This is a genomic window from Rothia kristinae NBRC 15354, assembly GCF_001570865.1.
In the GTDB taxonomy this organism is placed as follows: Bacteria; Actinomycetota; Actinomycetes; order Actinomycetales; family Micrococcaceae; genus Rothia; species Rothia kristinae.
In genome coordinates, this window is sequence record NZ_BCSM01000008.1 from 69,643 (window position 1) to 94,789 (window position 25,147).

21 protein-coding genes are annotated in these 25,147 nt (G+C 72.0%); 13 read left to right on the plus strand and 8 right to left on the minus strand.

Annotated elements, in window-relative coordinates; genetic code table 11:
- Nucleotides 1–55: 55 nt before the first annotated feature.
- Nucleotides 56–1,075: a hypothetical protein gene (locus KKR01S_RS06320; RefSeq protein WP_165596163.1), complete on the minus strand. Its 1,020-nt coding sequence runs from the start codon at nt 1,073–1,075 to the stop codon at nt 56–58.
- Nucleotides 1,076–1,274: 199 nt separating this feature from the next.
- On the opposite strand from KKR01S_RS06320, the gene KKR01S_RS06325 reads away from it, so the two are divergent.
- The 8 genes from KKR01S_RS06325 to ald all read left to right on the plus strand — a co-directional run bounded on the left by KKR01S_RS06325 (nt 1,275) and on the right by ald (nt 8,292).
- On the plus strand, nt 1,275–2,540 hold the full coding sequence (locus tag KKR01S_RS06325) for a chloride channel protein (RefSeq protein ID WP_165596164.1): 1,266 nt from the start codon (nt 1,275–1,277) through the stop codon (nt 2,538–2,540).
- Between the two features lies 1 nt (nt 2,541).
- A complete protein-coding gene (pyrE, locus tag KKR01S_RS06330; RefSeq protein ID WP_375542987.1) occupies nt 2,542–3,138 on the plus strand; it encodes an orotate phosphoribosyltransferase in 597 nt (198 codons plus the stop codon).
- Nucleotides 3,139–3,253: 115 nt separating this feature from the next.
- The gene (locus KKR01S_RS06335; RefSeq protein ID WP_224799814.1) at nt 3,254–3,895 is read left to right on the plus strand and encodes a TrmH family RNA methyltransferase; all 642 of its coding nucleotides are present in this window, start codon (nt 3,254–3,256) and stop codon (nt 3,893–3,895) included.
- A gap of 314 nt (nt 3,896–4,209) precedes the next feature.
- The gene (locus KKR01S_RS10975) at nt 4,210–4,383 is read left to right on the plus strand and encodes a hypothetical protein (RefSeq protein ID WP_165596165.1); all 174 of its coding nucleotides are present in this window, start codon (nt 4,210–4,212) and stop codon (nt 4,381–4,383) included.
- A 127-nt stretch (nt 4,384–4,510) separates the two neighbouring features.
- Nucleotides 4,511–5,203 (plus strand): hypothetical protein, encoded by a 693-nt coding sequence (locus KKR01S_RS06340; protein ID WP_129357965.1) that lies wholly within the window; start codon nt 4,511–4,513, stop codon nt 5,201–5,203.
- 275 nt (nt 5,204–5,478) lie between these two features.
- Nucleotides 5,479–6,504, plus strand: coding sequence for a class II fructose-bisphosphate aldolase (gene fbaA / locus KKR01S_RS06345; protein ID WP_061225581.1), 1,026 nt, complete (start codon nt 5,479–5,481; stop codon nt 6,502–6,504).
- A gap of 126 nt (nt 6,505–6,630) precedes the next feature.
- Nucleotides 6,631–7,050: a DUF3151 domain-containing protein gene (locus KKR01S_RS06350; protein ID WP_058730998.1), complete on the plus strand. Its 420-nt coding sequence runs from the start codon at nt 6,631–6,633 to the stop codon at nt 7,048–7,050.
- 150 nt (nt 7,051–7,200) lie between these two features.
- On the plus strand, nt 7,201–8,292 hold the full coding sequence (gene ald, locus KKR01S_RS06355) for an alanine dehydrogenase (RefSeq protein WP_058730999.1): 1,092 nt from the start codon (nt 7,201–7,203) through the stop codon (nt 8,290–8,292).
- Between the two features lie 62 nt (nt 8,293–8,354).
- Here ald and KKR01S_RS06360 read toward each other — a convergent pair whose 3' ends face one another.
- Nucleotides 8,355–8,771, minus strand: coding sequence for a DUF4870 domain-containing protein (locus tag KKR01S_RS06360; protein ID WP_061225582.1), 417 nt, complete (start codon nt 8,769–8,771; stop codon nt 8,355–8,357).
- A 221-nt stretch (nt 8,772–8,992) separates the two neighbouring features.
- On the opposite strand from KKR01S_RS06360, the gene KKR01S_RS06365 reads away from it, so the two are divergent.
- Nucleotides 8,993–12,859: a S8 family serine peptidase gene (locus KKR01S_RS06365; protein WP_058731001.1), complete on the plus strand. Its 3,867-nt coding sequence runs from the start codon at nt 8,993–8,995 to the stop codon at nt 12,857–12,859.
- A 162-nt stretch (nt 12,860–13,021) separates the two neighbouring features.
- Here the strand turns inward: KKR01S_RS06365 and KKR01S_RS06370 are convergent, their stop codons facing one another.
- The gene (locus KKR01S_RS06370; RefSeq protein WP_058731002.1) at nt 13,022–14,125 is read right to left on the minus strand and encodes a polysaccharide pyruvyl transferase family protein; all 1,104 of its coding nucleotides are present in this window, start codon (nt 14,123–14,125) and stop codon (nt 13,022–13,024) included.
- 135 nt (nt 14,126–14,260) lie between these two features.
- Here KKR01S_RS06370 and KKR01S_RS06375 point away from each other — a divergent pair, with 135 nt between their 5' ends.
- Nucleotides 14,261–15,550 (plus strand): adenylosuccinate synthase, encoded by a 1,290-nt coding sequence (locus KKR01S_RS06375; protein ID WP_058731003.1) that lies wholly within the window; start codon nt 14,261–14,263, stop codon nt 15,548–15,550.
- Between the two features lie 8 nt (nt 15,551–15,558).
- The gene (locus KKR01S_RS06380) at nt 15,559–16,542 is read left to right on the plus strand and encodes a magnesium and cobalt transport protein CorA (RefSeq protein WP_058731004.1); all 984 of its coding nucleotides are present in this window, start codon (nt 15,559–15,561) and stop codon (nt 16,540–16,542) included.
- A gap of 29 nt (nt 16,543–16,571) precedes the next feature.
- On the opposite strand, the gene KKR01S_RS06385 is transcribed toward KKR01S_RS06380, so the two are convergent.
- On the minus strand, nt 16,572–17,591 hold the full coding sequence (locus KKR01S_RS06385) for a FecCD family ABC transporter permease (RefSeq protein ID WP_081046310.1): 1,020 nt from the start codon (nt 17,589–17,591) through the stop codon (nt 16,572–16,574).
- Nucleotides 17,588–18,691, minus strand: coding sequence for a FecCD family ABC transporter permease (locus KKR01S_RS06390; protein ID WP_081046311.1), 1,104 nt, complete (start codon nt 18,689–18,691; stop codon nt 17,588–17,590). The genes KKR01S_RS06385 and KKR01S_RS06390 overlap by 4 nt, the downstream gene beginning before the upstream one ends.
- Before the next feature lie 25 nt (nt 18,692–18,716).
- Here KKR01S_RS06390 and KKR01S_RS06395 point away from each other — a divergent pair, with 25 nt between their 5' ends.
- Nucleotides 18,717–19,745 carry an ABC transporter substrate-binding protein gene (locus tag KKR01S_RS06395; protein WP_058731006.1) on the plus strand — a complete coding sequence of 343 codons (1,029 nt, stop codon included), beginning with the start codon at nt 18,717–18,719 and terminating at the stop codon, nt 19,743–19,745.
- 93 nt (nt 19,746–19,838) lie between these two features.
- Here the strand turns inward: KKR01S_RS06395 and KKR01S_RS06400 are convergent, their stop codons facing one another.
- Nucleotides 19,839–20,963: a glycerate kinase gene (locus tag KKR01S_RS06400; protein ID WP_174520375.1), complete on the minus strand. Its 1,125-nt coding sequence runs from the start codon at nt 20,961–20,963 to the stop codon at nt 19,839–19,841.
- Between the two features lie 172 nt (nt 20,964–21,135).
- On the opposite strand from KKR01S_RS06400, the gene KKR01S_RS06405 reads away from it, so the two are divergent.
- Entirely contained in the window at nt 21,136–22,323 is a 1,188-nt protein-coding gene (locus KKR01S_RS06405) for an acetyl-CoA C-acetyltransferase (protein ID WP_058731007.1), read from the plus strand.
- Between the two features lie 7 nt (nt 22,324–22,330).
- Here KKR01S_RS06405 and KKR01S_RS06410 read toward each other — a convergent pair whose 3' ends face one another.
- Complete coding sequence (locus KKR01S_RS06410) at nt 22,331–23,143, minus strand: hypothetical protein (protein WP_058731008.1); 813 nt, start codon at nt 23,141–23,143, stop codon at nt 22,331–22,333.
- A gap of 190 nt (nt 23,144–23,333) precedes the next feature.
- Nucleotides 23,334–25,055, minus strand: a complete 1,722-nt coding sequence (locus KKR01S_RS06415; RefSeq protein ID WP_058731009.1) for a cation:proton antiporter — start codon at nt 25,053–25,055, stop codon at nt 23,334–23,336.
- Nucleotides 25,056–25,147: the final 92 nt, after the last annotated feature.

Here is a 25,147-nt window from a genome sequence, read left to right on the forward strand (position 1 = left end):
TCCTCTGAAGCCTGGTCCCGCGGCGCCCGGGCCGCCGACCCGGCCTCGGCTACCCCTACCCGGCGTAGGGAAGGGAGTACAGCGGGCTGCGCAGGGACCCGGCCTCCTGGCCCGTGACGAAGAGGAAGAAGTGGTGCTGGGCCCCTGCGGCGTCGCTGTAGGTGAACGTGTACCGCCCGGAGCGCAGCTGCTTCAGCCCCTCCCCGGTCAGGGCCGGGGCGCCGTCGGCGGTGGTGGACCAGCGCAGCCCCCGGATGGTGCCGGAGATCCACCGGCCGGTGGCCGCGTCCACGTACCCGGCCCGCGGCACGCTCAGCCCGGAGGTGTCCATCTGGCCGGTCGCGGCACCGCCCTCGACCTGCCCCATCGGCAGCTCGGAGAAGCCCTGCTGGACCGTCGGGACCCCGGTGATGTTCCGGGCGTTGCCGGTGGGACCGGGCAGGTCGCTGCCCATCTGGTACTGCACCGCGCCGAGGAGGATCTCCGGCTCGGCGGGGACCCCGCCCTGCGCGTCCAGCGGACCCTGGACCTGCACCATGTAGTTCATCTTGTCCGCGAGCAGGGTGGAGAAGGCGTCCTGCTCCAGGGAGAACACCCCGCCGCGGACCTGCACCTCGGCGGTCGCGCCCTCGCGCCCATCCCCGGCGGAGACCTGGTAGGTCCCGTCCGGGGCGGTGCCGCCGTCGGCGGTGCGCAGGGTCTGCTCCGGGCTGCCCAGCCCGTTGGGGGACATGGAGCCGCGGCTGCCGGCGGCGCCGAGCTGGTCCGCGGTCACCGGCAGGGGTGCGGTGCCGTCGAAGGACAGGGCCGCATCCGCCGGGGCGCTGCTCGTCGCGGTGGCCCCGGTGGGCTCGCCGCTCGGCGCGGGGGAGGTCGTCCCCGACGCCGTCCCTCCGGTCGCGGCGCTGGCGGCGGCGGTGGTGGGAGCCGGGGAGGAATCGGCGTCGGTCCCGCTCGAGCCGCACCCGCTCAGGGTCAGGGCGGCGACGCCGAGCGCGGTCATCGCGACGGCGCGTCGGCGGCCGGTGGGCAGTCGGTGTGTGGTGGGCTGGTGCCGCTGGGTCATCGTGGTCATCTCCTCATCCGATGTCCGCTCGGCCGCCCGGCCCGGCGCCGGGGGCCCCGCCTCACCGGGAGGCGGTATGACTCCGAGCATAGTGAGCAAGGCCACAGCAGACCATGGGGGTGGTCCGGGGTCGACGTCGGTGCGTGCGGTCCGCCGGTCGGCGCGCGGCGAAGGAGTGGGGCGGGTCGGGGCGGATAGGATGACGCTCGTGTCCGCCGCCCCCGTGTTCCGCCCCCGCCTCCTGCTCGCCATGGTGCTGATCGGCGTCGCCTCCGGCCTCGGTGGGGCGGGGATGTCCTGGACCCTGCACGCGGTGCAGCACCTGTGCTTCGGCACCGCCGCGAGCCCCTACACGGACCCGTACTCCGAGGTGGACGGCCCTCGGCGCGTCTTGGCTCTGCTGATCGTCGGGGCCGTGGTCTCCCTGCTGTGGTGGCTGCTGCGCCGCCCGCAGCCGCCGGTGCAGTCCGTGAAGGGCATGGTCGCCGGGGACACCCCGGTGCGGCGTCGACCCCCGATGCTGCGCGGGATCGTCAACTCCTTCGCGCAGGTGATCGCCGTGGGCGGCGGGGCCTCGATCGGCCGGGAGGTGGCTCCCCGGGAGATCGGCGCGCTGTTCGCCGGGCGGATCGGGGACGCCCTCGGGCTGGACCCGGCGCAGCGGCGGACCATGGTGGCCTGCGGGGCGGCGGCGGGCCTGGCCGCGGTGTACCACGTGCCCCTGGCCGGGGCGGGCTTCGCCCTGGAGATCCTGCTGGCCTCCTTCGCCCTGGACTGCGCGGTGCTGGCCCTGGGCACCTGCGCCCTGGCGACGATCGTCGCCCGACTGACCGTCTCCCCGCTGCCCTTCTACCGGGTCGAGGCCCTGGAGGGGAGCTGGCCGGTGCTGCTGGCGGCCGTGGCGGTGGGGCTGGTGCTGGCCCTGCCCGCGCTGGGCTTCCGCCGCGTCGTCGCGCGCGTGCAGTCCCGCCGCCTGACCGGCTGGCGCCAGCTGCTCGGTCTGCCGCTGGCCTTTCTGCTCACCGGGGCGGTCTCCCTGGCCCTGCCGCAGGCCCTGGGCAACGGCCTGGCCGCGGCCCAGTGGGCCTACGACGGCGGCGCCCCCGGTACGGCAGCCGTGCTGCTGGGGGTCAAGGCCTTGCTGATCCTGGCCACCCTGGGAGCGGGGGCGGTGGGCGGCACCCTGACCCCCGGGTTCTCTCTGGGCGCGGTGGCCGGTGCGCTGCTGGGGGATCTGGCGGCGCTGGCCCTGCCCGGAACGGATCCGACCCCGTGGGCGCTGCTGGGGGCCGCCGCCTTCCTCGCGGTGTCCATGAACGCCCCGCTGACCGCGATCCTGCTGACCATCGGCTTCACCGATCAGCCGGCCTCCGCGTTCCTGCCCATCGTCCTGGCCGTGGCGGTCGCCTACGCCTGCGCCCGCCTGGTGACGACCCGGGCCGAGACCGGGACGGAGACGGGCCCCCGCCCGTAGAATGGGCGCCATGACTTCCTCCCTGTCCCAGACCCCGTCCATCGACGCGGCCCGTGAGCGGCTGCGCGACCTCATCGTGGAGCTCGCTGTGGTGCGCGGCAAGGTCACCCTGGCCTCCGGGCTGGAGGCCGACTACTACGTGGACCTGCGCCGCATCACCCTGCACCACGAGGCCTCCCGCCTGGTGGGCCAGGTCATGCTGGACCTGCTGGACCGCCACGGCATCGAGTTCGCCGCGGCCGGCGGGCTGACGATGGGCGCGGACCCGGTGGGCACCGCGATCATGCGCGCGGCCGGGGATCAGGACCGCCCGGTGGACGCCTTCGTGGTGCGCAAGGCGCAGAAGTCCTACGGGATGGGGCGCCAGGTGGAGGGCCCCTCGGTGGAGGGCCGCGACGTCGTGGTCGTGGAGGACACCTCCACCACCGGCGGCTCCGCGCTGACCGCGGTGGAGGCGCTGCGCGCGGCCGGAGCCAACGTGGTGGCCGTGGCCGTGATCGTGGATCGCGCCACGGGAGCGAAGGAGCGGATCGAAGAGGCCGCGGGCGTGCCCTGCCTGTACGCCTACTCCAAGTCCGAGCTCGGCCTGGACGACTGACCCGGTGACCGACCGGGATCCGAGCGCGCCCGACGACGCCGCATCGGCCGACGCCGCTTCCCCCGAGACCGCTGCCTCCGACTCCGGTCCCGCGGCCCCGGAGGACTCCGCGACCATCCCGCCCGGGCACGTCGTCGGCGTGGGTCCGTGGGAGGGGCCGTGGCCGCAGGGCCCGCAGTGGGACCCGCAGCTGCTGACCGAGGGGGACCGGCGCAACGTCGCGGATCAGTACCGGTACTGGCGCACCGAGGCGATCGTCGCGGAGCTGGACACCCGCCGGCACGGCTTCCACGTGGCGATCGAGAACTGGCAGCACGACCTGAACATCGGCTCCGTGGTGCGCACCGCCAACGCCTTCCTGGCCCGTGAGGTGCACATCGTGGGGCGACGCCGGTGGAACCGGCGCGGGGCCATGGTCACCGACCGGTACCAGCACGTGCGCCACCACGCCACGGTGGAGGAGTTCCGGGCCTGGGCCGAGGAGGCCGGGCTACCGGTGATCGGCATCGACAACTTCCCGGACTCCGTACCCCTGGAGACCTTCGATCTGCCGCGCGAGTGCGTCCTGGTCTTCGGGCAGGAGGGTCCGGGCCTGTCGGAGCCGATGAAGCAAGCCGCGCAGGCCACGCTGTCCATCGCGCAGTTCGGCTCCACCCGCTCCATCAACGCCTCGGCCGCGGCGGCCGTGGCCATGCACGCTTGGATCCGCAGGCACGCCTTCGGCCAGCATCCGGAAGGTCCGGCCCCTTCCGCCTGAGATGGCCCGTGACGGCGCGCCGCGATGCGTGATCGCGCAAGGAAAAGTGATGGATCCGTGACCTCTGCGCGCGATGGTCACGAAAAGGCGAACATTCTCCGAACGCGCCGGAAGAAAGCGCGCATCTCAGCATATGGATTCGCTGAGCGTCGCTATATCCGCAGGTCAGGAGTCTGTTTCCGAGGTGCAGCGAAAAAATACCGGGGATTTCGAGGCGAGCTCTTGTCGACCCCGGCGGGGTCGATAGCGTGAAATCGCAACCTCGATCCATGGGGCGAATCAAAGCGAATCCCTAACATAAGGAGCTGAGATCCATGGATACCGGTGACACCCAGAAGTCCGCTCGACGAACCATCGCCTCCGCGGCGGCGGCCGCGATGCTCGGCATCGGCGTCCTCGGGGCCTCCGCGGTCCCGGCCCAGGCCGCCCCCGCCGGCGGCACGGGGCTGTGCCAGGCGCCCACCGACGCCGGCTCCCCGGGGGGCTGAGCCCAACGAGGGTCAGTGGCTGGAGGGCCACGGCACGGCCCCGGCGGCCTTCACGCTGCCGCACCCGGCCGGTCAGTTCGGCGCGTTCGAGCAGAACGGCGTCTCCTCCCCGAAGTTCGAGGTGAAGGTGCCCGCCGGGGCCGGGGACTCGACCCTCGTGAACGCCCCGGATGGGCAGTACGACGTGAAGATCGGGGACGGCACCTGCGGCCAGACCCAGGTCTTCCCCGTGAAGGACGGGGTCCTGGACCTCTCCGAGCACCCCCTGATCGCCCAGGACCTGGGCCATCAGATGGTGCAGATCCGCGGCCCGGTGACCCCTGAGTTCGCCGAGGGCGCCGCGGGCGGGCCCATCTACCTGGACCCCGACGGTAAGCCCAGCTCCGCCCCGCAGCTGGAGATGGGCACCGTCTACTCCAACGGCGCGGACCTGGAGCCGGTCATGACGGAGGAGAACGCGCACCAGACCCGGGTCCTCGGGGTGCCCGTCCGCCAGATCGGGCTCGAGTCCCTGACGGTGGGGGCCGTGGATCCGCGGACCGCGGCCGAGGTGGTCGAGCAGAACCCGCAGGTGGACATCACCTATCGGGACTCCGTGACCGGCAATGCGGTGACCGTGGATGCCGGGACCACCTGGAAGCAGGATGGACCCACCGCGGCGGTCCTGGAGGGTGGGGTGCTCCCGCAGCTGCCCTCCGGCCGGTACACCCTGTCCTATCGGGACTCTGCTGGGGAGCAGCACCGGATGTTCCTGCTCCTGGGGGACGATGACCGCGATCCCCGGGCCGCGGATCAGCAGCTGTACTCGCTGCCCTACTGATCCGGGAACCCGGAAGGGGTGCCCGCTCCGGCCCATCACGGGCCGGGGCGGGCGCCCCCGTGTCCGGGGGGGGGGCGACGCCGCGGATGTGGGTTTCTGTGGGTTCGGTTCCGAAACACCGGGCCAAACCCTCTGGATCACACGCAATCCGTTGGTAGACTGAGGACCGAGCGAGCGACGGCGCACCCACCGCTGACGGGGGACGAGCACCGGACCGCTCGGAAGGCGCACCGCCAGACCGGCTGGCGCGCACGTCGTCGAAGAAGGAGCCTGCCATGCCCATTGCCACCCCAGACGTCTACTCGCAGATGCTCGACCGCGCCAAGGAGAAGGGCTTCGCCTACCCGGCGATCAACGTGACCTCCTCCCAGACCCTCAACGCCGCGATCCGCGGCTTCGCCGAGGCGGAGTCCGACGGCATCATCCAGGTCTCCACCGGCGGTGCGGCCTACTGGTCCGGCGCCTCCAAGAAGGACATGGTCGTCGGCTCCCTGGCCTTCGCCGCCTTCGCCCGCGAGGTCGCCCAGCAGTACGACGTCAACATCGCCCTGCACACCGATCACTGCCCCAAGGACAAGCTGGACGGCTTCGTGCTGCCCCTGCTGAAGAAGTCCGAGGAGGCCGTGGCCCGCGGCGAGGACCCGATCTTCAACTCCCACATGTGGGACGGCTCCGCGATCGCGCTGGATGAGAACCTCAAGATCGGCTCCGAGCTGATCGAGCGCACCGGCAAGGCCCACATCGTGCTCGAGGTGGAGATCGGCGCCGTCGGCGGCGAGGAGGACGGCGTGGTCGGGGAGATCAACGACTCCCTCTACACCACCACCGAGGACGCCCTGAAGACCATCGACGCGCTGGGCCAGAACGGGGAGAAGGGCCGCTACATGACCGCCCTGACCTTCGGCAACGTCCACGGCGTGTACAAGCCGGGCAACGTGAAGCTGCGCCCCGAGCTGCTGCAGCAGATCCAGTCCGAGGTCGGGCAGAAGCTGGGCAAGGACAAGCCCTTCGACCTCGTCTTCCACGGCGGCTCCGGCTCCACCGCCCAGGAGATCGCCGACGCCGTCTCCTACGGCGTCATCAAGATGAACGTGGACACCGACACCCAGTACGCGTTCACCCGTCCGGTGGCCGGGCACATGCTGGCCAACTACGACGGCGTGCTGAAGATCGACGGCGAGGTCGGCAACAAGAAGATGTACGACCCGCGCGTGTGGGGCGCCAAGGCCGAGGAGGGCATGGCCGACCGCGTGGTCGAGGCCTGCCAGAACCTCGGCTCCGCCGGCACCCGCATGAAGTAAGCGGATCCCGCGCAGTCCACGCCGCCCCCGGCCCTTCCCCCGCGGAAGGGACCCGGGGGCGGCGTCGTCGCGTCGGGCGGGATAGGCTGGCCGTCAACCCCGCAAGCGAGCACGTGAGGAGCCGCCATGTCCCTGGCCGGAAAGAATCTGCTGGACGCCCCCGAGCCCACCCTGCTGGAGGAGGAGCCGCAGGTGCGGGTCCGCATCGAGGCCGGCGACGAAGGCGAGGACCTGGTGAAGGCCTTCCCGAAGTCCTCCCTCGCCTGGTCCGTCATCGCCGGCGACGCCCTGGAGCAGGGGTACCTCGTGGAGGGCTACGCCTACGCCCGGGTGGGCTACCACCGCGGTCTCGATGCCCTGCGGGCCCACGGCTGGAAGGGCCACGGGCCGGTACCGTACTCCCACGAGCCCAACCGCGGCTTCCTGACCTGCCTGCACCTGCTGGGGCAGGCCGCCGCCGCCATCGGCGAGGAGGATGAGGCCCACCGCATCGAGGCCTTCCTGCACGACGCCGACCCGACCGCGAGGGAGCACCTCGCCGGCTGAGGCCGGGGACCGGGTGGGCGGCTCCGGATGCCCGACACGGAGCGCGCTCCTGTTCGGTGTGATCGGCACCTCGTGTCATGATGGTGGTGCGGACCACGACGTGGTGGGCCATCCCCATCCGAGACCCACGACCAACCGGAGGATGCTCCCATGCGCATCGGTGTTCCCACCGAGATCAAGCCCAGCGAGCGGAGGGTCGGGCTCACGCCGGACAGCGTGCACGCCCTGGCCGACCGCGGACACGAGGTCCTCATCCAGCGAGGCGCGGGAGAGGGCTCCGGTTTCACCGACGAGCAGTACGAGCGGGCCGGGGCGCGGCTGACCACCCAGGAGGAGGCCTGGGGCGAGGCCGAGCTGCTGGTCAAGGTCAAGGAGCCCATTGCCTCCGAATTCGGGTTCCTGCGTGAGGACCTGACCCTGTTCACCTATCTGCACCTGGCCGCGGATCGGCCGCTGACCGAGGCCCTGCTGAGCGCGGGGACCACAGCGATCGCCTACGAGACCGTGCGCGAGGGCCGGGCCCTGCCGCTGCTGGCGCCGATGTCCGAAATCGCCGGGCGCCTGGCGGCCCAGGCCGCCGCCCAGCACACCCTGAGCACCGAGGGCGGGCCCGGCATCCTGCTCGGCGGAACCCCCGGAGTGCGTCCGGCGCGGGTCCTGGTGCTCGGCGGCGGTGTCGTGGGCACCCAGGCGGCGCAGCTGGCCGTGGGGCTGCGGGCGGAGGTGACCATCCTGGACGCCTACCTGCCCCGGGTGCGGCAGCTGACCGAGCTGTTCGGCGCCACCGCGCGGGTGCTCGCCTCGAACCCGGCGACCATCGAGCGGGAGCTGCGCGAGGCCGACGTCGTCATCGGCTCCGTGCTGGTGCCGGGCGCGGCCGCCCCCAAGCTGGTGCGCCGGGAGCACCTGGGCATCATGAAGCCGGGGACGCTGCTGATCGACGTCGCGATCGACCAGGGCGGCTGCTTCGAGACCTCCCACCCCACCACCTATCAGGACCCGATCTTCGAGGTGGAGGGCATCCGACACTACTGCGTGGCCAACATGCCGGGCGCGGTGCCGCGCACGGCCACGGCCTCCCTGAACAACGCCAGCCTGCCGTACGCGCTGCGCCTGGCCGAGGGTGTGGAGGAGGCCCTGGTGCAGGACGCCGGGCTGGCCGCGGGGCTGAACGCCCGGGACGGGCGGATCACCTGCGCCGGGGTGGCCGAGGCCTACCCGGATCTGGCCGCCGCGGACTGAGGCGCGAACTCAGCCGAAGGTGCGGGGCGCGGGCCCATCGCGGCCCGCGCCCCGTTCCTGCCTCAGCGCAGCACGCGGATCTGCAGGGGGTAGCGGAAGACCTCGCCGCGGTGGGCCTGCACGGCCCCGATGATGTGGAAGATGATCGCGGCCAGGGAGGTGACGCCCCAGATCGGCACGGCCGCGATCAGGCCGATGCCCAGGGTCACCAGGGCCAGGATGCCCGCGGCGATGTTCACCAGCCACAGCATCAGGTTGAAGTTGAACGCCCCTGCGGAGCAGGCCCGCACGAAGGCGTACTCCGGTCGGTCCCGGTAGACGAACCAGAAGATCAGCGGCCCCAGGAAGCTCAGTGTGCCCACCGAGATCACCAGGCCCAGCAGCGAGGAGAGGTGGGAGAGCACCGCCAGGACGCGCACGTTCGGCGCCTCGGGGACGGGCTGCTGGGCGTAGGGCTGGTGCTGCGGCTGCTGGGTCACGGAGATCCTCACGGGTCGGTTCTGGTGGATGTTCTGGTCGATGGCGTCGCCGGGGGAGCGTCCATCCTGCCCCAGATCCGGCGGCGACCGGGAGACACATAGGAAGATTTACAGGAACTTCACGGGAAGTGCTTGACCTCACGTGATCCGTAGGACATGTTAGAGAAATCTCCGCTCGTCAGGGCGGGGCCTCCCCCATCCCTCGCACCGAAGGAACGTCGATGTCTCCACGATTCCTCTCCGGGTCCCGCCGCAGCGCGAAAGCCTGCGCGGCGGCGGCACTCGGGCTCACGCTGGCCCTGTCCTCGGGCCTGCCAGCCTTCGCCGAGACCATCCAGGGCAGCGCCCCGGATGACACCTCGCTGTCCGCAGGCTCCTCCTCCCCGGTCCTCGCCGACGACGTCGCCCAGGCCCACGGGAACATCGCCGTGTACGTCCAGCTCAAGGGCGTCAGCGCCTTCGAGGCCACCCAGGCCGGCGGTCGCGTCGGCGGAGAGCTGCAGAACCGCGCCAGCCAGGTCCAGGCCATCGCCGGCCAGGTCCAGGCCACCGGCCAGCAGATGGCCGGGGACTCCGGCTCCCAGGTCCTCTACACCACCCACAACGCCCTGCGCGGGGTGGCCATGCAGGGGGATGCGGACCAGATCAAGAAGCTCGCCGAGCGCGACGACGTCCAGCGCATCTCCAAGATCATCCCGAAGGAGCGGGTCAACGCCGGAGCGGATGTGGACACCGGCGCCGCGAGCGCCTGGGAGAACCCCGGCGTCACCGGCAAGGACGTGACCATCGCCGTCATCGACACCGGCCTGGACTACACCCACGCGGACTTCGGCGGACCGGGCACCCAGGAGGCCTACGCCAAGGCCAAGGACCTGAAGACCTTCCCCACGAAGGATTCCGGGCTGATCGACCCGAACAAGGTCATCTCCGGCTACGACCTGGCCGGTGACGCCTACGACGCCCGCCTGGCCACCTCCGTCCCGCAGCCGGATGCCAACCCGCTGGACTGCAAGGCCGCCGGGCACGGCACCCACGTCGCGGGCACCGCCGGCGGCTACGGGGTGACGAAGGACGGCAAGACCTTCACGGGGGATTACTCCAAGCTCACCGCGGATGAGGTCAAGGCCATGAAGATCGGACCGGGCACCGCCCCCGAGGCCAAGCTGACCTCGCTGCGGGTCTTCGGCTGCGAGGGCTCCACCAATCTGGTCGGCGCCGCCCTGGACCGCACCCTGGATCCCAACGGGGACGGGGACTACTCGGATGCCGCGCAGATCGCGAGCATCTCCATCGGCTCGGACTTCGGCATCGCCGATGACCCGGAGAACGACATCGTCAACGCCCTGAACCGGGCCGGGGTCCTCTCCGTGATCGCCGCGGGCAACGCCGGGGACTCCTACGACGTCGCCGGCAGCCCGGGCAGCGCCACCTCCGCCCTGACCGTGGCCAACTCCATCGGCTCCACCGTGGCCGTGGACCAGGCCGAGGTCCTGGCCCCGGAGGATGTGAAGGGCGATGTGACCGGCTCCTACAGCCAGTCCTTCGACTACACGGCCGCCAAGCCGGAGCAGCTGGAGGGCACCGTGACCACCGTGCCCGAGGCCAACAAGTACGGCTGCCAGCCCTTCACCGGGCAGGACTTCGCCGGCAAGTGGGTGTACCTGGACTGGGCCGATGACGCCACGGGGCAGTACCCCTGCGGCTCCAAGGTCCGCTTCGACAACGCCCAGAACGCCGGGGCCAAGGGCGTGGTGCTGACCAGCGACGTCACGGTCGAGGACGCCGGGATCGCCGGCAACTCCGGGATCCCGGGCATCCGCCTGGACAAGGCCTCCGCGGACAAGGTGGACGCCGCGGCGAAGGCCGGGACCCTGCGCATCAAGGTCGGCCCGGGCATGATCGGCGCCGGCCGGGTGGACAGCGGTTCCCAGGACTACTCCAACGCCTCCACCTCCCGCGGCGAGCACGGCTCGGCCGGGTACACCAAGCCCGACGTCGCCGCCCCCGGCACCTCGATCGCCTCCGCGGGCGTGGGCTCGGGCAACGGCATCGAGGTGATGACTGGAACCTCCATGGCCACCCCGCACACCTCCGGGGTGGCGGCTCTGGTCTGGCAGAAGCACCGGAACTACACCCCGCAGAACGTCAAGGCCGCGATCATGAACACCGCGACCCACGACGTCAAGAACGCCAACGGCACCACGGAGTCCGTGGAGCGGGTCGGGTCCGGCCGGGTGGATGCGGTGCGGGCCGTGAACCAAGACGTCATCGTCTACAACGCGGATCGCCCGGACATCGTCAGCCAGAGCTTCGGCGTCACCGAGGCCAAGACCAACGGCGGCGTGCAGAGGTTCACCCGGAAGATCACCGTGGACAACATCGGCAACCGGGCCCACACCTACGTGGTCTCCTTCGCCGGGACCACGCAGATGCCCGGGGTCTCCTTCTCCTACGATCCCACCGTCTCGGTGGGCTCCGGCGGGAAGGCCACCATCACCGTGACGGCCACCGTGGACCCGAAGGCCCTGGTCAAGACCCAGGACCCGGCCCAGGCCAAGATCCAGCTGGGCAAGGCCCGCCAGTACATCGGCAGCCTCTCCGGCCGGCTGGTGCTCTCCGAGAACGGCCAGGACCTGCGGCTGCCGCTGCAGATCGCCCCGAAGCCGGTCTCGGACATGAAGGTGGACGCCAACGCCATCGAGTTCAAGGACGCCAAGACCGCCCAGACCCAGGTCAGCCTGGCCGGGACGGCCCTGAACCAGGGCGGCTACCGCTCCGCCCTGGGCGCCTTCGAGCTCGGCGCGAGCTCCCCGCGGCTGCAGTCCACCTCCCTGCCGGCCCCGTCCACTCAGGCCCTGGACCTGCAGTACGTGGGCACGGCGGTGAAGGACGGCAAGCTCGCCATCGGCATCTCCACCTGGGGCAACCTCGTCTCGGTGATGCCGAGCAGCGAATTCCAGGTGCTGCTGGACACCGACGGCAACGGTCGCCCGGACTGGGTGGTCGTGACCACCCGGGCCACCGGCCTGGACTACCCGCTGGTCGGGCTGGTCCGCGTGGTCGGCAACAGCCTGCAGCGCGACGGCGCGGGCAACATCGTGTACACGGATCAGCAGCCGCTGAACGGCTCCTGGGGTGACACGGACACCAACACCATGGACACCAACGCCATCGTGCTGCCGGTGGACCTGACGAAGATGGGTCTGGACCCGGCGCAGAAGGATCTGTCGATCAGCTACGCCGTGTCCACCTTCTCCTACGCTCAGAGCGACGCGATCGACTCCACGGACGCGATCACCTTCAAGCCCAACCAGCCGAAGGTCGCCTTCGACTCCTCGAAGAGGATCAACTCCGTGCTGCTCAGCGATGAGCCGGGCACCCTGAGCGTCACCCGCGGCTCCGCGGAGGACGCCCAGGCCCTGTTCCTGCACCTGCACAACGGCACCGGGGATCTCTCCGGGATCAAGCAGGGCGAGGATGGCGGACGCGCCCAGGTGCTGACCGTGAAGAGCGGGAAGACCGAGGTCGTGGAGAACCCGCGCTTCAAGGATGTGCCGACCTCCTACCCCTTCTACAACGAGATCGCATGGCTGGCGACCAAGAAGATCACCACCGGATGGCCGGACGGCACCTACCGTCCCTCCGCCCCGGTGGAGCGCGGACAGATGGCGGCCTTCCTGTACCGGATGGCCGGGTCCCCGGCCTACACCCCGCCGAGCAAGTCCCCGTTCAAGGACGTGAGCACCAACTACGTCTTCTACAAGGAGATCAGCTGGCTGGCCTCGCAGGGCATCACCACGGGGTGGCCCGACGGCACGTTCCGTCCCTCCGCCTCGGTGGAGCGGGGTCAGATGGCGGCGTTCATGTACCGGATGGCCGGATCCCCGGCCTACACCCCGCCGGCCAAGTCCCCGTTCAAGGACGTGAGCACCAACTACGTGTTCTACCGGCAGGTGGCGTGGATGAATGACCAGAAGATCGCCAAGGGCTGGAACGACGGCACGTTCCGTCCCTCCGCCTCGGTGGAGCGGGGTCAGATGGCGGCCTTCCTCTACCGCTACGACCACGAGGTGCTGGGCAACCGCTGAGGCCCGCACCGCGCGAGACCGGCCCGTCCGTCCGGCCCCCGATCAGGGGGTTCGGGCGGGCGGGCCGGTCTCGTCGCATTCCCGGAAGGCTCGAGAGGGCTGAAGCCGCCGCCGGCTCCGGGCCGCTGCCGCGGGCGTTCGGGCGTTCGGGTGCGCGCAGGCTCAGCGGTAGATCGAGCGGGCCTCCTGGACCTTGGCCGCGCAGATCGCGGAGAAGTCCGCCGGGCGGCGCAGCTCCTCCAGGCGGTGCAGGCGGGACGGGTCGCCGTCGCTGAGCAGCCAGCGGGTGCCCAGGTCCCGGAGGGACTCGTGCTTGACGTCGTAGTAGCCGCCGTGCCCGTTCAGGGCGATCCCGCGCGCCCCGTGCAGGGCCCCCACCAGGTGGTGGTGGAAGCGGGTGCTCAGCCACACCTGGTGCGGACCGAAGTCGAAGCCGTCCCGCCAGAAGGCGGTGAACGGCAGGAAGCCGTCCTCGGCGATGAGATCCTTCAGCCGCTCGTAGCCGGCGTAGTCGTCCCCGGGGATGGCCTCGACGTAGCGCACCCGCTCCCGGGGGAAGCCCAGGGCCCGGATCTGCTCGCGGGTCCAGGCGATGAGCCGCTCGAAGGCGTCGGGATCCAGGGCGTCGCTCTGCACGCACACCCACAGCTCCCGCGGCTCAGCCCCGTCCAGCGCGGGGGCCGGGGGATTCTCGAGAAGGTAGGCGTCGTCGTAGCCCCGCTCGATGCCCAGGGCGCGGGCGCTGGGCCGGTCGCGCACCCCCACGTGGTCGAAGCCCTCGAACAGCTCCGCTCCGAGCGGCATCATGCCCTGGCCGGTGGCCACCAGCTTCGCTCCGGAGATCTCGGCGGCGGCGCGCATCCCCTCCACGAGCCCGTCGTTGCGGGACCAGTACCCGTTGACGTAGCCGCCGCCCAGCAGATGCAGGGTGCCGGCTTCGCGCAGGTCCAGCAGGCCGGAGTCGAAGTGCGGGGAGCCCAGGTGCGTCACCAGGTCCGCGACGGTGCGGTCCGCGGTGTGCTCGGCGACGTCCAGGGCGCGGAACAGGGTGTCCGTGACGTGCAGCCGCGGGTGCAGGCCGCGCAGCAGGGAGGAGACCGTGCCGGGGTGGCGCACGTCCAGCCACACCTCCGCCTCCGGGCGGTGTTCGGCCAGGAAGCGCAGCCACCGGGCGGCGATCAGCTCGTCCCCGAAGTTGGGCCACCCGGCCCAGGAGACGAGGTGGATGGACTCGGCGGCCCGCGGCGCGGCATCGAGGAAGCTCATGCACACCAGGCTAACCGGCGCCCACGCTGGGCGCACCGGGTATCCTGGGAGGCGGCGCCCGCTCGCCGTCGTCCCGACGACGGCGCCCGCGCAGGCCCGGGCGCCTCACCCCGACCAGGAAGAGCTTCTCTCGACATGCCAGCAATCATCATCGTGGGCGCCCAGTGGGGCGACGAAGGCAAAGGCAAGGCCACGGACCTGCTCGGCGGGCGCGTGGACTACGTCGTCAAGCCCAACGGCGGCAACAACGCCGGACACACCGTGGTGGTCGGCGGCGAGAAGTTCGAGCTGAAGCTGCTGCCGGCCGGGATCCTCAGCCCCAACGCCACCCCTGTGATCGGCAACGGCGTCGTGGTCAACCCGGAGGCCCTGTTCGCGGAGATCGACGGGCTGGAAGCCCGCGGTGCGGACACCTCCCGGCTGCGGATCTCCGCCAACGCCCACCTGGTCGCCCCCTTCCACCAGACCATGGACAAGGTCACCGAGCGCTTCCTCGGCAAGCGCGCCATCGGCACCACCGGGCGCGGCATCGGCCCGGCCTACATGGACAAGGTGGGTCGGCTGGGCATCCGCGTGCAGGACATCATGGACGAGTCCATCCTGCGCCAGAAGGTGGAGGGCTCCCTGCGGCAGAAGAACCAGCTGCTGGTGAAGGTCTACAACCGCCGCCACGTGGAGGCCGAGGAGATCGTGCAGCACTTCCTCTCCTACGCCGAGCGGCTCAAGCCGATGATCGTGGACTCCACCCTCCTGCTCAACCAGGCCCTGGACGAGGGCAGGACCCTGCTGATGGAGGGCGGGCAGGCCACCTTCCTGGACGTGGACCACGGCACCTACCCCTTCGTGACCTCCTCCAACCCCACCGCCGGCGGCGCCTGCGTGGGCTCCGGAGTGGGGCCCACCCGCATCGACCGGGTCATCGGCATCCAGAAGGCCTACACCACCCGCGTGGGCGCCGGACCCTTCCCCACCGAGCTGTTCGACCAGTGGGGCACCTACCTGCAGAAGACCGGCGGGGAGTACGGCGTGAACACCGGGCGCCCCCGCCGCTGCGGCTGGTACGATGCCGTGCTGGCCCGGCAGGCCGCCCGCATCAACGGGTTCACGGACCTGTTCCTGACCAAGCTGGACGTGCTCACCGGCATCGAGCAGATCCCCGTGTGCGTGGCCTACGACGTGGACGGCGTGCGCCACGACGAGATGCCGATGACCCAGACCGACTTCCACCACGCCACCCCCATCTACGAGCACTTCGACGGCTGGACCGAGGACATCTCCGGGGCCAAGACCCTGGAGGATCTGCCCGCCAACGCCCGGCGCTACGTGGAGGCCCTGGAGGAGCTGTCCGGCTGCCGCATCTCCGCGATCGGGGTGGGCCCGGACCGGGAGAACACCATCGTCGTGCGCGACCTGATCGAGGACTGAGGCGGCCGATGACGCTCGCGTACGCCGCCGTCGTCGGGCGGGAGGGCCGGGTCCGGGAGGTCGAGGACTCCGACGAGGCCTTCCGCGTCTGGGGTGAGCAGGACGGCGGGTGCCTGACGATGGTCCTGGACCACCCGGACGAACAGGAGATCTACGAGGCCGCCCGCGTGCTCAACCTCCACGAACTCGCGGTGGAGGACACGATGGAGGGCCACCAGCGGCCCAAGCTGGAGCGCTACGGGGAGACCCTGTTCCTCGTGCTGCACCCGGTGGCCTACCGGGACCGGGCGGAGAAGCTGGAGGTCAGCGAGACCCACCTGTTCGTGGGCTCGGACCACTTCCTGGCCATCACCCGCGGCAAGCGGGACCGGCACCGGGCCGTGCACCAGGTGCGCCGCGCCTTGCGCCGCTCCGGGGAGGAGGCCGCGAATCCGCAGTGCTTCCTCTACCAGCTGCTCGACGCCGTCGTGGACGAATACGAGCCGATCCTGGTGGAGCTGGACGAGGACCTCGACGAGATCGAGGAGAACCTGTTCTCCGGTGACGAGAAGTCCTCGCAGCGCATCTACGAGCTGTTCAACGAGGTGGTCAAGTTCCAGCGGGCCACCCGACCGCTGAACTACATGATGGAGCTGCTGATGCGCGGGGCGCAGAAGTACGGCACCCCCGAGACCCTCCTTCCCCGTTTCCGGGACGTGAAGGACCACGCGATCCGCGCCACCGACCACCTGGACGGGCTGCGCGCCGCCCTGCAGAACGCCCTGACCGTGGAGGCCACCCTGGTGGCGCAGGACCAGAACGACGCGATGAAGAAGATGTCCGCGTGGGCCGCGATCCTCATCGCCCCGACCATCATCGCCGGGATCTACGGGATGAACTTCCAGCACATGCCGGAGCTGGACCTGAGCTGGGGCTACTACGGGGCGCTCGGGCTCATGGTGGCCGTGTGCACCGTGCTGTGGGGCGTGTTCAAGAAGAAGGACTGGCTGTAGCAGCCGGCTGACCTGCCGCGCCGTGGGGCTCAGAGGCGCTCGCGTTCGCGGTGCAGCAGCCAGAGCAGGTACACCCCGCCCAGGGCCCCGGTCACCAGCCCCACGGGGATCTCGAAGGGGGAGAGCAGCCGGGCGGCGAGGAAGTCCGCCACCGCGAGGATCCCCGCGCCGAGCAGGGCGGAGGTGCCCACCGTCAGGCCGGCGGTGCGCCACCAGCGGTGCGCCAGCTGCGGCGCCGCCAGCGCCAGGAAGCCGATGGGACCGGCCACGGCGATGGCCGCCGCGGTGATCCCCACGGCCAGCATCATCAGCACCCGGGAGGTGCGGCGCACCGGGACGCCCAGACCCCCGGCCATGTCCTCCCCGAGCTCCAGCATCCGCAGCTGCCGCCGTCCCAGCAGCAGCGCGAATAGCAGGAGCAGGATCGCCGGTCCCGGCCCGGTCAGGTCCGGCCAGCGCAGCGCGTTCAGGGAGCCGTACAGCCAGGTCTTGGCGCTCTCCGCCTCCTCCAGATCCGCGCTGGTCAGCAGGTAGTCGTTGACGGAGGACAGCAGAGCGGCGATGGCGATGCCGGCCAGGATCAGCCGGGAGCCCACGGAGGCTTCGCGGCGGGCCAGCAGCAGGACGACGGCGGCGGTGAGGAATCCGCCGAGCACGGCGCCGACGCCGATGCCGAGACCGCCGGCCTCGGCGCCTGCCTCCCCGGAGCGCATCCCCGGGAGCACCAGGGACACGATGAGGGCGCCCGTCGCCGAACCGGTGGTGAACCCCAGGATGTCCGGGCTGCCCAGGGGATTCCTGGAGAGGGTCTGGAACACCGCTCCCGCGGCCCCCAATCCGGCGCCGACCACGAGGGCGGCCAACAGGCGGGGCAGGCGCTGCTCCAGGATGATCTGGCGGTCCATGGGGGAGCCGCCGCCGGTCAGGGTCTGCCAGACCCGATCGAGGGTGATGTCGTAGGTGCCGAACACCAGCGTGGCGGCGGCCGTGAGCAGGATGCCGATCACGGCGACCGCGGTGGCCGCACGCTGCCACATGCCGCGGCTCATGAGCGTCCCCTCACGACGAGCCACAGGAGGGTCGGCGCCCCCAGGAACGCGGTGACCACCCCGACGGCGATCTCTGCGGGCGCGGCCACGACCCGCCCGACGATGTCCGAGGCGAGCACCAGGCAGGGACCGGCCACCAGGGCCAGAGGCATCAGGCGACGCAGATCCGGTCCCAGGAGGAGGCGCAGCACATGCGGGACGACCAGTCCGACGAAGGCCACCGGACCGGCCAGGGCGGTGGAGCCCCCGGCCAGCAGGGTGATGGCTGCCAGAGCCAGCACGCGCACCGGACCCACCCGAACCCCGAGCGCGGCGGCGGAGTCCTCGCCGAGCAGCAGCACGTTCAGCGGACCGCACAGGATCAGCGTCATCACCGCTCCCACCAGGACGAAGGGTGCGGTGGCCTCGACCGTCGCCATATCCCGTCCGGCCAGAGACCCGACCACCCAGAAGCGGTGGGCGTCGAAGGCCGCGGAATCGACCATCGTGATGATGCCGGTGACGGAGCCGAGCGAGGCGCCCAGGGCCGTGCCGGCCAGGACGATGCGCAGGCGCGAGGAGCCCCCGGTGGCGGTCCCGGATGAAGAGGCCGGGCCGGTCCCGCCGCGGCCCAGCAGGAACACCACCGCGGCGGCCGCGGCGGCACCGGCCAGCGCCCACCAGGCGTACCCCGCGGCGTCGTGCGCGCCGGCCAGCACGACCCCGAGGACCACGGCCACCGATGCCCCGGCGTTGACCCCCAGGATCCCCGGTTCGGCCAGGGGGTTGCGCGTCAGGGCCTGCATCACCAGCCCCGCCGCGCTCAGCCCCACCCCGACCACGACGGCGGCCAGGGCCCGGGGCATCCGCAGGTGCCAGATCACCAGCGCTTCCGTGCCGCCATCCGGGTGGAGGAGGGCGGCGAGCGTGTGGGAGAAGGGGATGGTGCGGGAGCCGAGGGCGAGGCTCAGGACGAACAGCGCGAACAGGGCCGCCGCCGACGCCAGGACCACCAGGAGCAGGCGCCCGGACCCGCCCCGACGGCGCCCGGAGGAGGGGTCCGGTGTCCCTCTCGTGGCGCGGATCGCAGCGTCCGCCGAGGTGAGATGGGGTGACTTCATCGTGACTAAGGGTAACCTCAGGGGCATGACGTCTCAGAAACGCCCCCTGCTCGCACCCCTGGCCCTCCTGGCCGCCGGCGCCCTGGCACTGGCCGGCTGCTCCGGCGACGGATCCTCCGCCGACTCCTCGGCCTCCGAGTCCTCGAGCGCCTCCGCCTCGGTCGCCCCCGCCCCCAGCGCCCTGCCCAGCGGGATGGGCAGCACCGCGAAGGACGGCGAGTTCCCGCGCACCGTCAAGGGCTTCCGCGGTGACGTGACCATCGACGCCGCGCCGAAGAAGGTGGTGGTCATCTCCACCGGCCAGATGGATGACGTGCTGGACCTCGGCGTCGTGCCCGTGGGCACCACCTCCGCCAAGAACGCCGATGCCGTGCCCGAGTACCTGACCGAGGCCTACGCCGATGATGCCGAAGCGCTGGGGAAGATCGAATCCGTGGGCTCGCGCACCTCCCCGAACATCGAGAAGATCGCCAACCTCAAGCCGGACCTCATCCTGGTGAACAACACCCTCAAGGATGACTCCGCATACGAGTCCCTGTCCGGGATCGCGCCCACCGTCGTCACCGAGGGCACCGGGGTGAACTGGAAGCAGGACTACCTGCTGGTGGCCTCCGCCCTGGGCAAGCAGCAGGAGGGGGAGCAGAAGCTGGCGGAGTACGCCGAGCGGGCCAAGAAGGTCGGCGAGCAGGTGGGCTCGGACAAGACCATCTCCTTCCTGCGCTACCAGCCGGACCGCATCCGCATCTGGGGCGTGTCCAGCTTCGTCGGCTCCATCGCCGAGGACGCCGGCCTGAGCCGCCCGGAGACCCAGCGCTTCGACAAGACCAGCCAGGACATCAGCGCCGAGCAGCTGGACCAGGCCGACGGAGACTACCTCTTCTACGGGGTGCAGGGAGGGGACGCCTCGGACCTGACGAAGGAGACGCTGTGGTCCGGTCTGGAAGCGGTGAAGAGCGACCACGCCTTCCAGGTCGATGACGACGAGTTCTACCTCAACGCCGGCATCACCGCGGCCAACGGGGTGCTGGACGAGGTCGAGGAGCACGCCAAGTAGGCGACCGAGCCCCTCAGGGCCGCACACCGCCGCCTCGCGATCCCCGGGCACGCTCACCGCGCCGCCCGGGGATCGCGCCGTCTGCGCGGCGGATCAGGCCAGCAGACGCTCGCGGGCCAGGCGCTCCAGCACCGGCAGGGGATTCCGCAGGCAGGACCGCACGTCCGGCTCGACGTCGGTCATCGCGAGGATCCGCTGGAACGGGTGCCGGGTGCTCGGGGGCAAGGTGTTCTGCCCGCACACCGCGACCACCGGGATGCCGCGCTCCGCGGCGCGCTCGGCCACCCCCGCCGGAGCTTTGCCGCGCAGGGTCTGCTCATCCAGCTTCCCCTCCCCGGTGACCACCAGGTCGGTGCCCTCCAGCAGGTCGTCGACGCCGGCCAGGTCCAGGAACGTCTGCATCCCGGAGGCGTAGCGGGCGCCCAGCAGCGCCAGGGTCATGAAGCCCAGACCCCCGGCGGCCCCGGCTCCGGGCCGGTCCGCGACGTCGGCCGTCCCCGCGGCTTCCTCCACGGCGGCCGCGACGCGCCCCAGGGCCGCGTCCCGCGGCTCGATCCGCTCCGAGGCCAGTCCCTTCTGCGGGCCGAACACGGCCGCCGCGCCGTCGGGTCCCAGCAGCGGATTCGTGACGTCCGAGGCCGCGACGAACCGCACCGACCGCACCCGCGCATCCAGCCCGCTCAGATCCGCCCGGGCCACCTCGGCCAGGCGCCGCGGATCCGCCACCGGTTCTCCGGTCCCATCCAGGAAGCGGACCCCCAGGGCCTGGGCCATCCCGAACCCGGCGTCCGTGGTGGCGCTGCCGCCCAGACCCAGCACCACCTCCTCGGCCCCGGCATCCAGGGCCGCCAGCACCAGCTGCCCCACGCCCCGGCTCGTCGCGGCCTCCGCATCCGCGTCCTCCGGCAGCTCGCCATCGCGGGTCAGCAGCCGCATCCCGCAGGCCTCGGCCACCTCGATCACGGCCCGACGCCGCGGCTCGTCCCACGCGAAACGGGCCCGCAGTGCGGCACCGTCCGGACCGGTGACCCGCGCGCTGCGCAGGCGCCAGCCCAGGGCCTCGCACACCTGGAGGGTGCCGTCCCCGCCGTCGGCCACCGGCACCTGGACGGTCTGCACCTCGGGATGCTCGGCCAGCCCGCGGGCCAGCGCCCCGGCTACCTCGGCGGCGGTCGCGGTGCCCTTGAACTTGTCCACGGCGAGCAGGATGCGGGTCATGAGGAGTCCTTGTCGTCGGCGGGTCTCGGGCGGTGCGCGCCCCTCACTGTCCGAGCGTACCGACGGTAGGGTGTGACGCAGAGCAATTCCAGGGGAGTGGAGTCCGGACCGGATGCGCCGTGCGCGCCCCCGACCCACCGCCCCGCAGCATCGAGACGAAGGAGTCCCCTCCGTGAGCGCACCGACCGACGTCGTCATCCTCCACGGCGCCCGCACCCCGCAGGGCCGGATCATGGGGCAGCTGGCCCCGCTGAGCGCGGTGCGGCTAGGCGCGCACGCGATCCGCGCCGCCCTGGAGCGGGCCGGCGTCGAGCCTACACAGGTGGACCAGGTGCTCATGGGGCAGGTGATCCAGGCCGGGGCCGGGCAGAATCCCGCCAAGCAGGCCGCGATGGCCGCGGGCATCTCCCGCTCCGTGCCCGCCATGACCCTGAACAAGGTGTGCCTGTCCGGGCTGGCCGCCGTCGTCGACGCCGCCCGGCCGATCCGACTGGGCGAGGCCGACGTGATGGTGGCCGGCGGGCAGGAGTCCATGACCGGCGCCCCGCACCTGGCCGCCGGGGTGCGCGCCGGGAAGACCTACGGGGACCTGCGCCTGCAGGACGCCGTCGCCCGGGACGGGCTCACCGACGCCGAGGACGGGCGACCCATGGGCGAGTCCACCGAGGAGGGCAACGCCCAGCGCGGCATCGGGCGTGAGGAGCAGGACGAGGTGGCCGCGGCCTCCCACCAGCGGGCCGGGCGGGCGCAGGCGGACGGGATCCTCGGTGAGGAGATCGCGCCGATCCCGGTGCCGCAGCGGCGCGGGGAGCCGGTGACGGTGACCGAGGATGAGGGCATCCGCCCGGATTCCACCCCGCAGACCCTGGGGCGGCTGCGCCCGGCTTTCGCGGAGGGCGGCACGATCACCGCGGGCAACGCCTCGCCGCTGTCCGACGGGGCGGGCGCCGTCGTGCTGGCCTCTCGGGCCTGGGCCGAGGAGCACGGGCTGGAGTGGCTGTGCATGGTGGGGGCGGCGGGGCAGACCGCGGGGCCGGACGCCTCCCTGCACTCCCAGCCCTCCCAGGCGACGGCGGCCGCCCTGGCCCGCGCCGGATGGGACGCGGCGGACCTGGATTTCTGGGAGGTCAACGAGGCCTTCGCCTCCGTCGCCCTGCAGTCCGCGCGGGACCTCGGGGTGGAGCTGGAGCGGGTGAACATCCACGGCGGGGCGATCGCCCTGGGCCACCCCATCGGCGCCTCGGGGGCGCGCCTGGTGCTCACGGCGGCGCTGGAGCTGGCTCGGCGCGGTGCCGGGAAGGCCGCCGTCTCCCTGTGCGGCGGGGGCGGGCAGGGGGAGGCCCTGCTGCTGCAGCGGTGAGCGGTCTCTAGCGGCCGGGCGCCGGCTGGCGCAGGTCGATGCCGAACACGGCCCTGACCTCCGCGATCGTGTTCTGCGCCCACCGGTGATCCGAGGGCGTGGAGGGGAGGGTCACCGCCAGTCCCGGGTGGTCCTCGTGCGTGATCCGCTGGTGCTTGCCGCCGTCCACGACGTCGAAGCCCCGGGAGCGCAGCAGCGCCACGAAATCCGTGCGATCCGTGGGCACCGGAACCCGCCGGTCCGCCTTGGTCCCGGGCACCCGCGGCATCGGCGGGCCCGTGTTCACCGGCGGCTCCGCGCGCTCCGGCTCACCCACCGAGTACACGGCCAGCACCGTCTCCCCGTCCGAGCCCACCACCACGCGCAGGCCGCGCGCCACATAGATCGTGGCACCATCCCGGCCAGGCTCGGTGCCCTCCGGGTCCGCGACGATCGCCACGATCTCACCGAAGGCTATGCCCTGACGGCGCAGGAACTTGGTGACCTTGCGCAGCGGGCGCAGCTTCCACACCGGGTTCCCGGCTCGCTCCCCGGATTCCGCTGCCGCCAGCGCGGGGCGCCCGCTCCCGGCCAGATCCAGGGGAGTGGGTGCCGCAGGCTCCGGGGTGCTTCCCGCCTCCTCGCGGATCAGCTCCAGGCCCCGGGTCAGCAGGGCCACCACCTCCGGGGTCGGCGGGGTGTGCGGGCACAGCACCTCCCGACCGGCGGCATCCGTGACGGACCAGTGCCCGTGGTGCTCGCGCGGCGGATGGTAGGTCAGCGGCCCCTCCGGCAGGGCGCGGGCGAGCTCGCTCCACCGGCTGCTGGGAACGCGGGCCATGCGGGTCAACCTCCTGAGGGGATCGCGCCCTGAACGGGCGACGGGGGCGGCCCCCCGACCCTACCGGCCGGGTCTGAGCCCCGGCTGAGAACGCCCGGGCCGGGGTCCCGCCTCCGCCGCCGAAGCCGGGCACGCCGCCGATCCCGTGACCGTCCCCGGCGCTCGCCGCACCGTCATCGGGGTGGGGCCGTCAGAAGGCCGCGCCCCCGCGCAGCTGGAGCGAGATCTCATCCGCGTCCAGGACCTGCAGGGCACCATCGAGCACATCGGCGTCATAGGTGCCCTCGTCGCGGGCGTCCAGCAGGGCAGCGCGCTGCCGACGGATCGAGGCCAGCCGCACCCGCTTGGCCTCCGCCGGGGAGGAAGGCTCGGCCTCGCCCTCCGGGGCACGGGCGGCCTCGTGCAGCAGGGCCATCACCGCCCGGTGCTCCTGCCGCTGCTCCTCCCGGTCCTCCTGCGCGGACTCCGGGTCCGCCCCGCGACGGGACAGACGATCCGCCAGCGGTTTGATGGTGCCGCCCTGGACCGCCAGGGACAGGGCGGCCACGGCGAAGGCGATGAAGATCAGCACCGAGCGCATCGGGGTATCCTCCGGCAGGGTCTGGGCGGCCGCGACCGTCACGGCCCCGCGCATCCCCGCCCACACGACGATCCCGCCGTCGGCCGCACTCAGGGGGCGCTTGGTCAGGTAGTCCGTGTCCGCGATGAACCGGCGCAGCCGGGCGGAGAACCGCTCCAGATCCGGGGCCCCGCGCCGGGTGCCCAGCCACCGCTTCCGGTGGTGCCGAGCCCGCGCGCGGGCCACCCCTCCCTGGGCCTGCTGCTCTCGGAAGCGGCGCACCGCCTCCTCCCGAGCCTGCGGATCCGCCAGCCGCCCCTGAATCGCCTCGGCCCGCGGGCGCATGGCCTCCCGACGCAGGGCCTTGCGCCGCAGCTGCCACAGCAGCGGCGCCACGAAGGCCGCGCGGATCAGCAGGGTAGCGGCCAGGGCGGCCGCGGCGATCCCCACCAGCACCCCCAGACCCACGGACTCCTCGGAGACCTCCTCGAGGATCGGGCCCAGCTGGAAGCCCATGGCCAGGAACACCGCACCCTCCCCGATGAGGTTGATGCTCTCCCAGTTCTGCCGGTCCGAGAGCCGGTGGCGCGGGCTGAGCTGGCGCGGGGCGCGCACCCCCGTGACCAGGCCGGCGACGACGGCGGCCACCAGCCCGGAGGCACCCGCCGCCTCCGTGGGGATCGAGGCGAGGAACGGCACCGTGAAGGACAGGATCGTGTTGACCGTGGGATCCTCCACCCGGCGTCGCACCGCAAGGTTGGCCACCCCCACCACGGAGCCAACCACCGCGGCCAGAGTCACCGAGTACGCGAGGGAGCCGACCACACCCCAGAAGGAGAACCCGGCGGCGCTGGCGACGATCGCGGTGCGCAGCATCACCAGGGCCGTGGCGTCGTTGAGCAGACCCTCGCCCTCCAGCAGCACGACGACGCGGCGGGGCACCGGGCCGCCCTTGATGATCGAGGTCGCCACGGCGTCGGTGGGGCTCACGATCGCGCCCAGGGCCACGCCCCACGCGAACCCGAGGTCCGGGATCAGCCACTGGAACAGCAGCCCCAGCAGCAGGGAGGTGATGATCACCAGGACCACGGACAGCCCGGAGATCGCCCCGAAGTCCCGGCGGAAGCTCATGGTGGGCATGGACACCGCCGCGGCGTACAGCAGCAGCGGCAGGATGCCCTGCAGGATGATCTCCGGGTCCACCTCCACCCCGTGGGTCGCCGGGATCAGGCTCAGCCCGACGCCGACCAGCACCAGCAGCAGCGGGGCCGCCAGCCCCAGCCGCGGGCCCAGCACGTCCGCGGCCGCGATGATGACGAACAGCAGCACGCCGGTGATCAGCAGCAGCTCCATGGGACTCCTTCGGGAGGGAAAGTGGCTCAGGGAGCATGCTAAGCACCGGCGTGCCGCCGTCGGGAACGGGTCCGCGCACCGGGCCCGGCTGC

What these genes read in the sequence shown, in the direction of transcription:
- KKR01S_RS06415 (WP_058731009.1), bottom strand. Translation starts at nt 25,055, where the DNA reads ATGGAGCTGCTGCTGATCACCGGCGTGCTGCTGTTCGTCATCATCGCG.
- KKR01S_RS06370 (WP_058731002.1), bottom strand. Translation starts at nt 14,125, where the DNA reads ATGAGCTTCCTCGATGCCGCGCCGCGGGCCGCCGAGTCCATCCACCTC.
- KKR01S_RS06400 (WP_174520375.1), bottom strand. Translation starts at nt 20,963, where the DNA reads ATGACCCGCATCCTGCTCGCCGTGGACAAGTTCAAGGGCACCGCGACC.
- KKR01S_RS06375 (WP_058731003.1), top strand. Translation starts at nt 14,261, where the DNA reads ATGCCAGCAATCATCATCGTGGGCGCCCAGTGGGGCGACGAAGGCAAA.
- KKR01S_RS06395 (WP_058731006.1), top strand. Translation starts at nt 18,717, where the DNA reads ATGACGTCTCAGAAACGCCCCCTGCTCGCACCCCTGGCCCTCCTGGCC.
- ald (WP_058730999.1), top strand. Translation starts at nt 7,201, where the DNA reads ATGCGCATCGGTGTTCCCACCGAGATCAAGCCCAGCGAGCGGAGGGTC.
- pyrE (WP_375542987.1), top strand. Translation starts at nt 2,542, where the DNA reads ATGGGCGCCATGACTTCCTCCCTGTCCCAGACCCCGTCCATCGACGCG.
- fbaA (WP_061225581.1), top strand. Translation starts at nt 5,479, where the DNA reads ATGCCCATTGCCACCCCAGACGTCTACTCGCAGATGCTCGACCGCGCC.
- KKR01S_RS06350 (WP_058730998.1), top strand. Translation starts at nt 6,631, where the DNA reads ATGTCCCTGGCCGGAAAGAATCTGCTGGACGCCCCCGAGCCCACCCTG.
- KKR01S_RS06390 (WP_081046311.1), bottom strand. Translation starts at nt 18,691, where the DNA reads ATGAAGTCACCCCATCTCACCTCGGCGGACGCTGCGATCCGCGCCACG.
- KKR01S_RS06410 (WP_058731008.1), bottom strand. Translation starts at nt 23,143, where the DNA reads ATGGCCCGCGTTCCCAGCAGCCGGTGGAGCGAGCTCGCCCGCGCCCTG.
- KKR01S_RS06365 (WP_058731001.1), top strand. Translation starts at nt 8,993, where the DNA reads ATGTCTCCACGATTCCTCTCCGGGTCCCGCCGCAGCGCGAAAGCCTGC.
- KKR01S_RS06385 (WP_081046310.1), bottom strand. Translation starts at nt 17,591, where the DNA reads ATGAGCCGCGGCATGTGGCAGCGTGCGGCCACCGCGGTCGCCGTGATC.
- KKR01S_RS06380 (WP_058731004.1), top strand. Translation starts at nt 15,559, where the DNA reads ATGACGCTCGCGTACGCCGCCGTCGTCGGGCGGGAGGGCCGGGTCCGG.
- KKR01S_RS06320 (WP_165596163.1), bottom strand. Translation starts at nt 1,075, where the DNA reads ATGACCACGATGACCCAGCGGCACCAGCCCACCACACACCGACTGCCC.
- KKR01S_RS10975 (WP_165596165.1), top strand. Translation starts at nt 4,210, where the DNA reads ATGGATACCGGTGACACCCAGAAGTCCGCTCGACGAACCATCGCCTCC.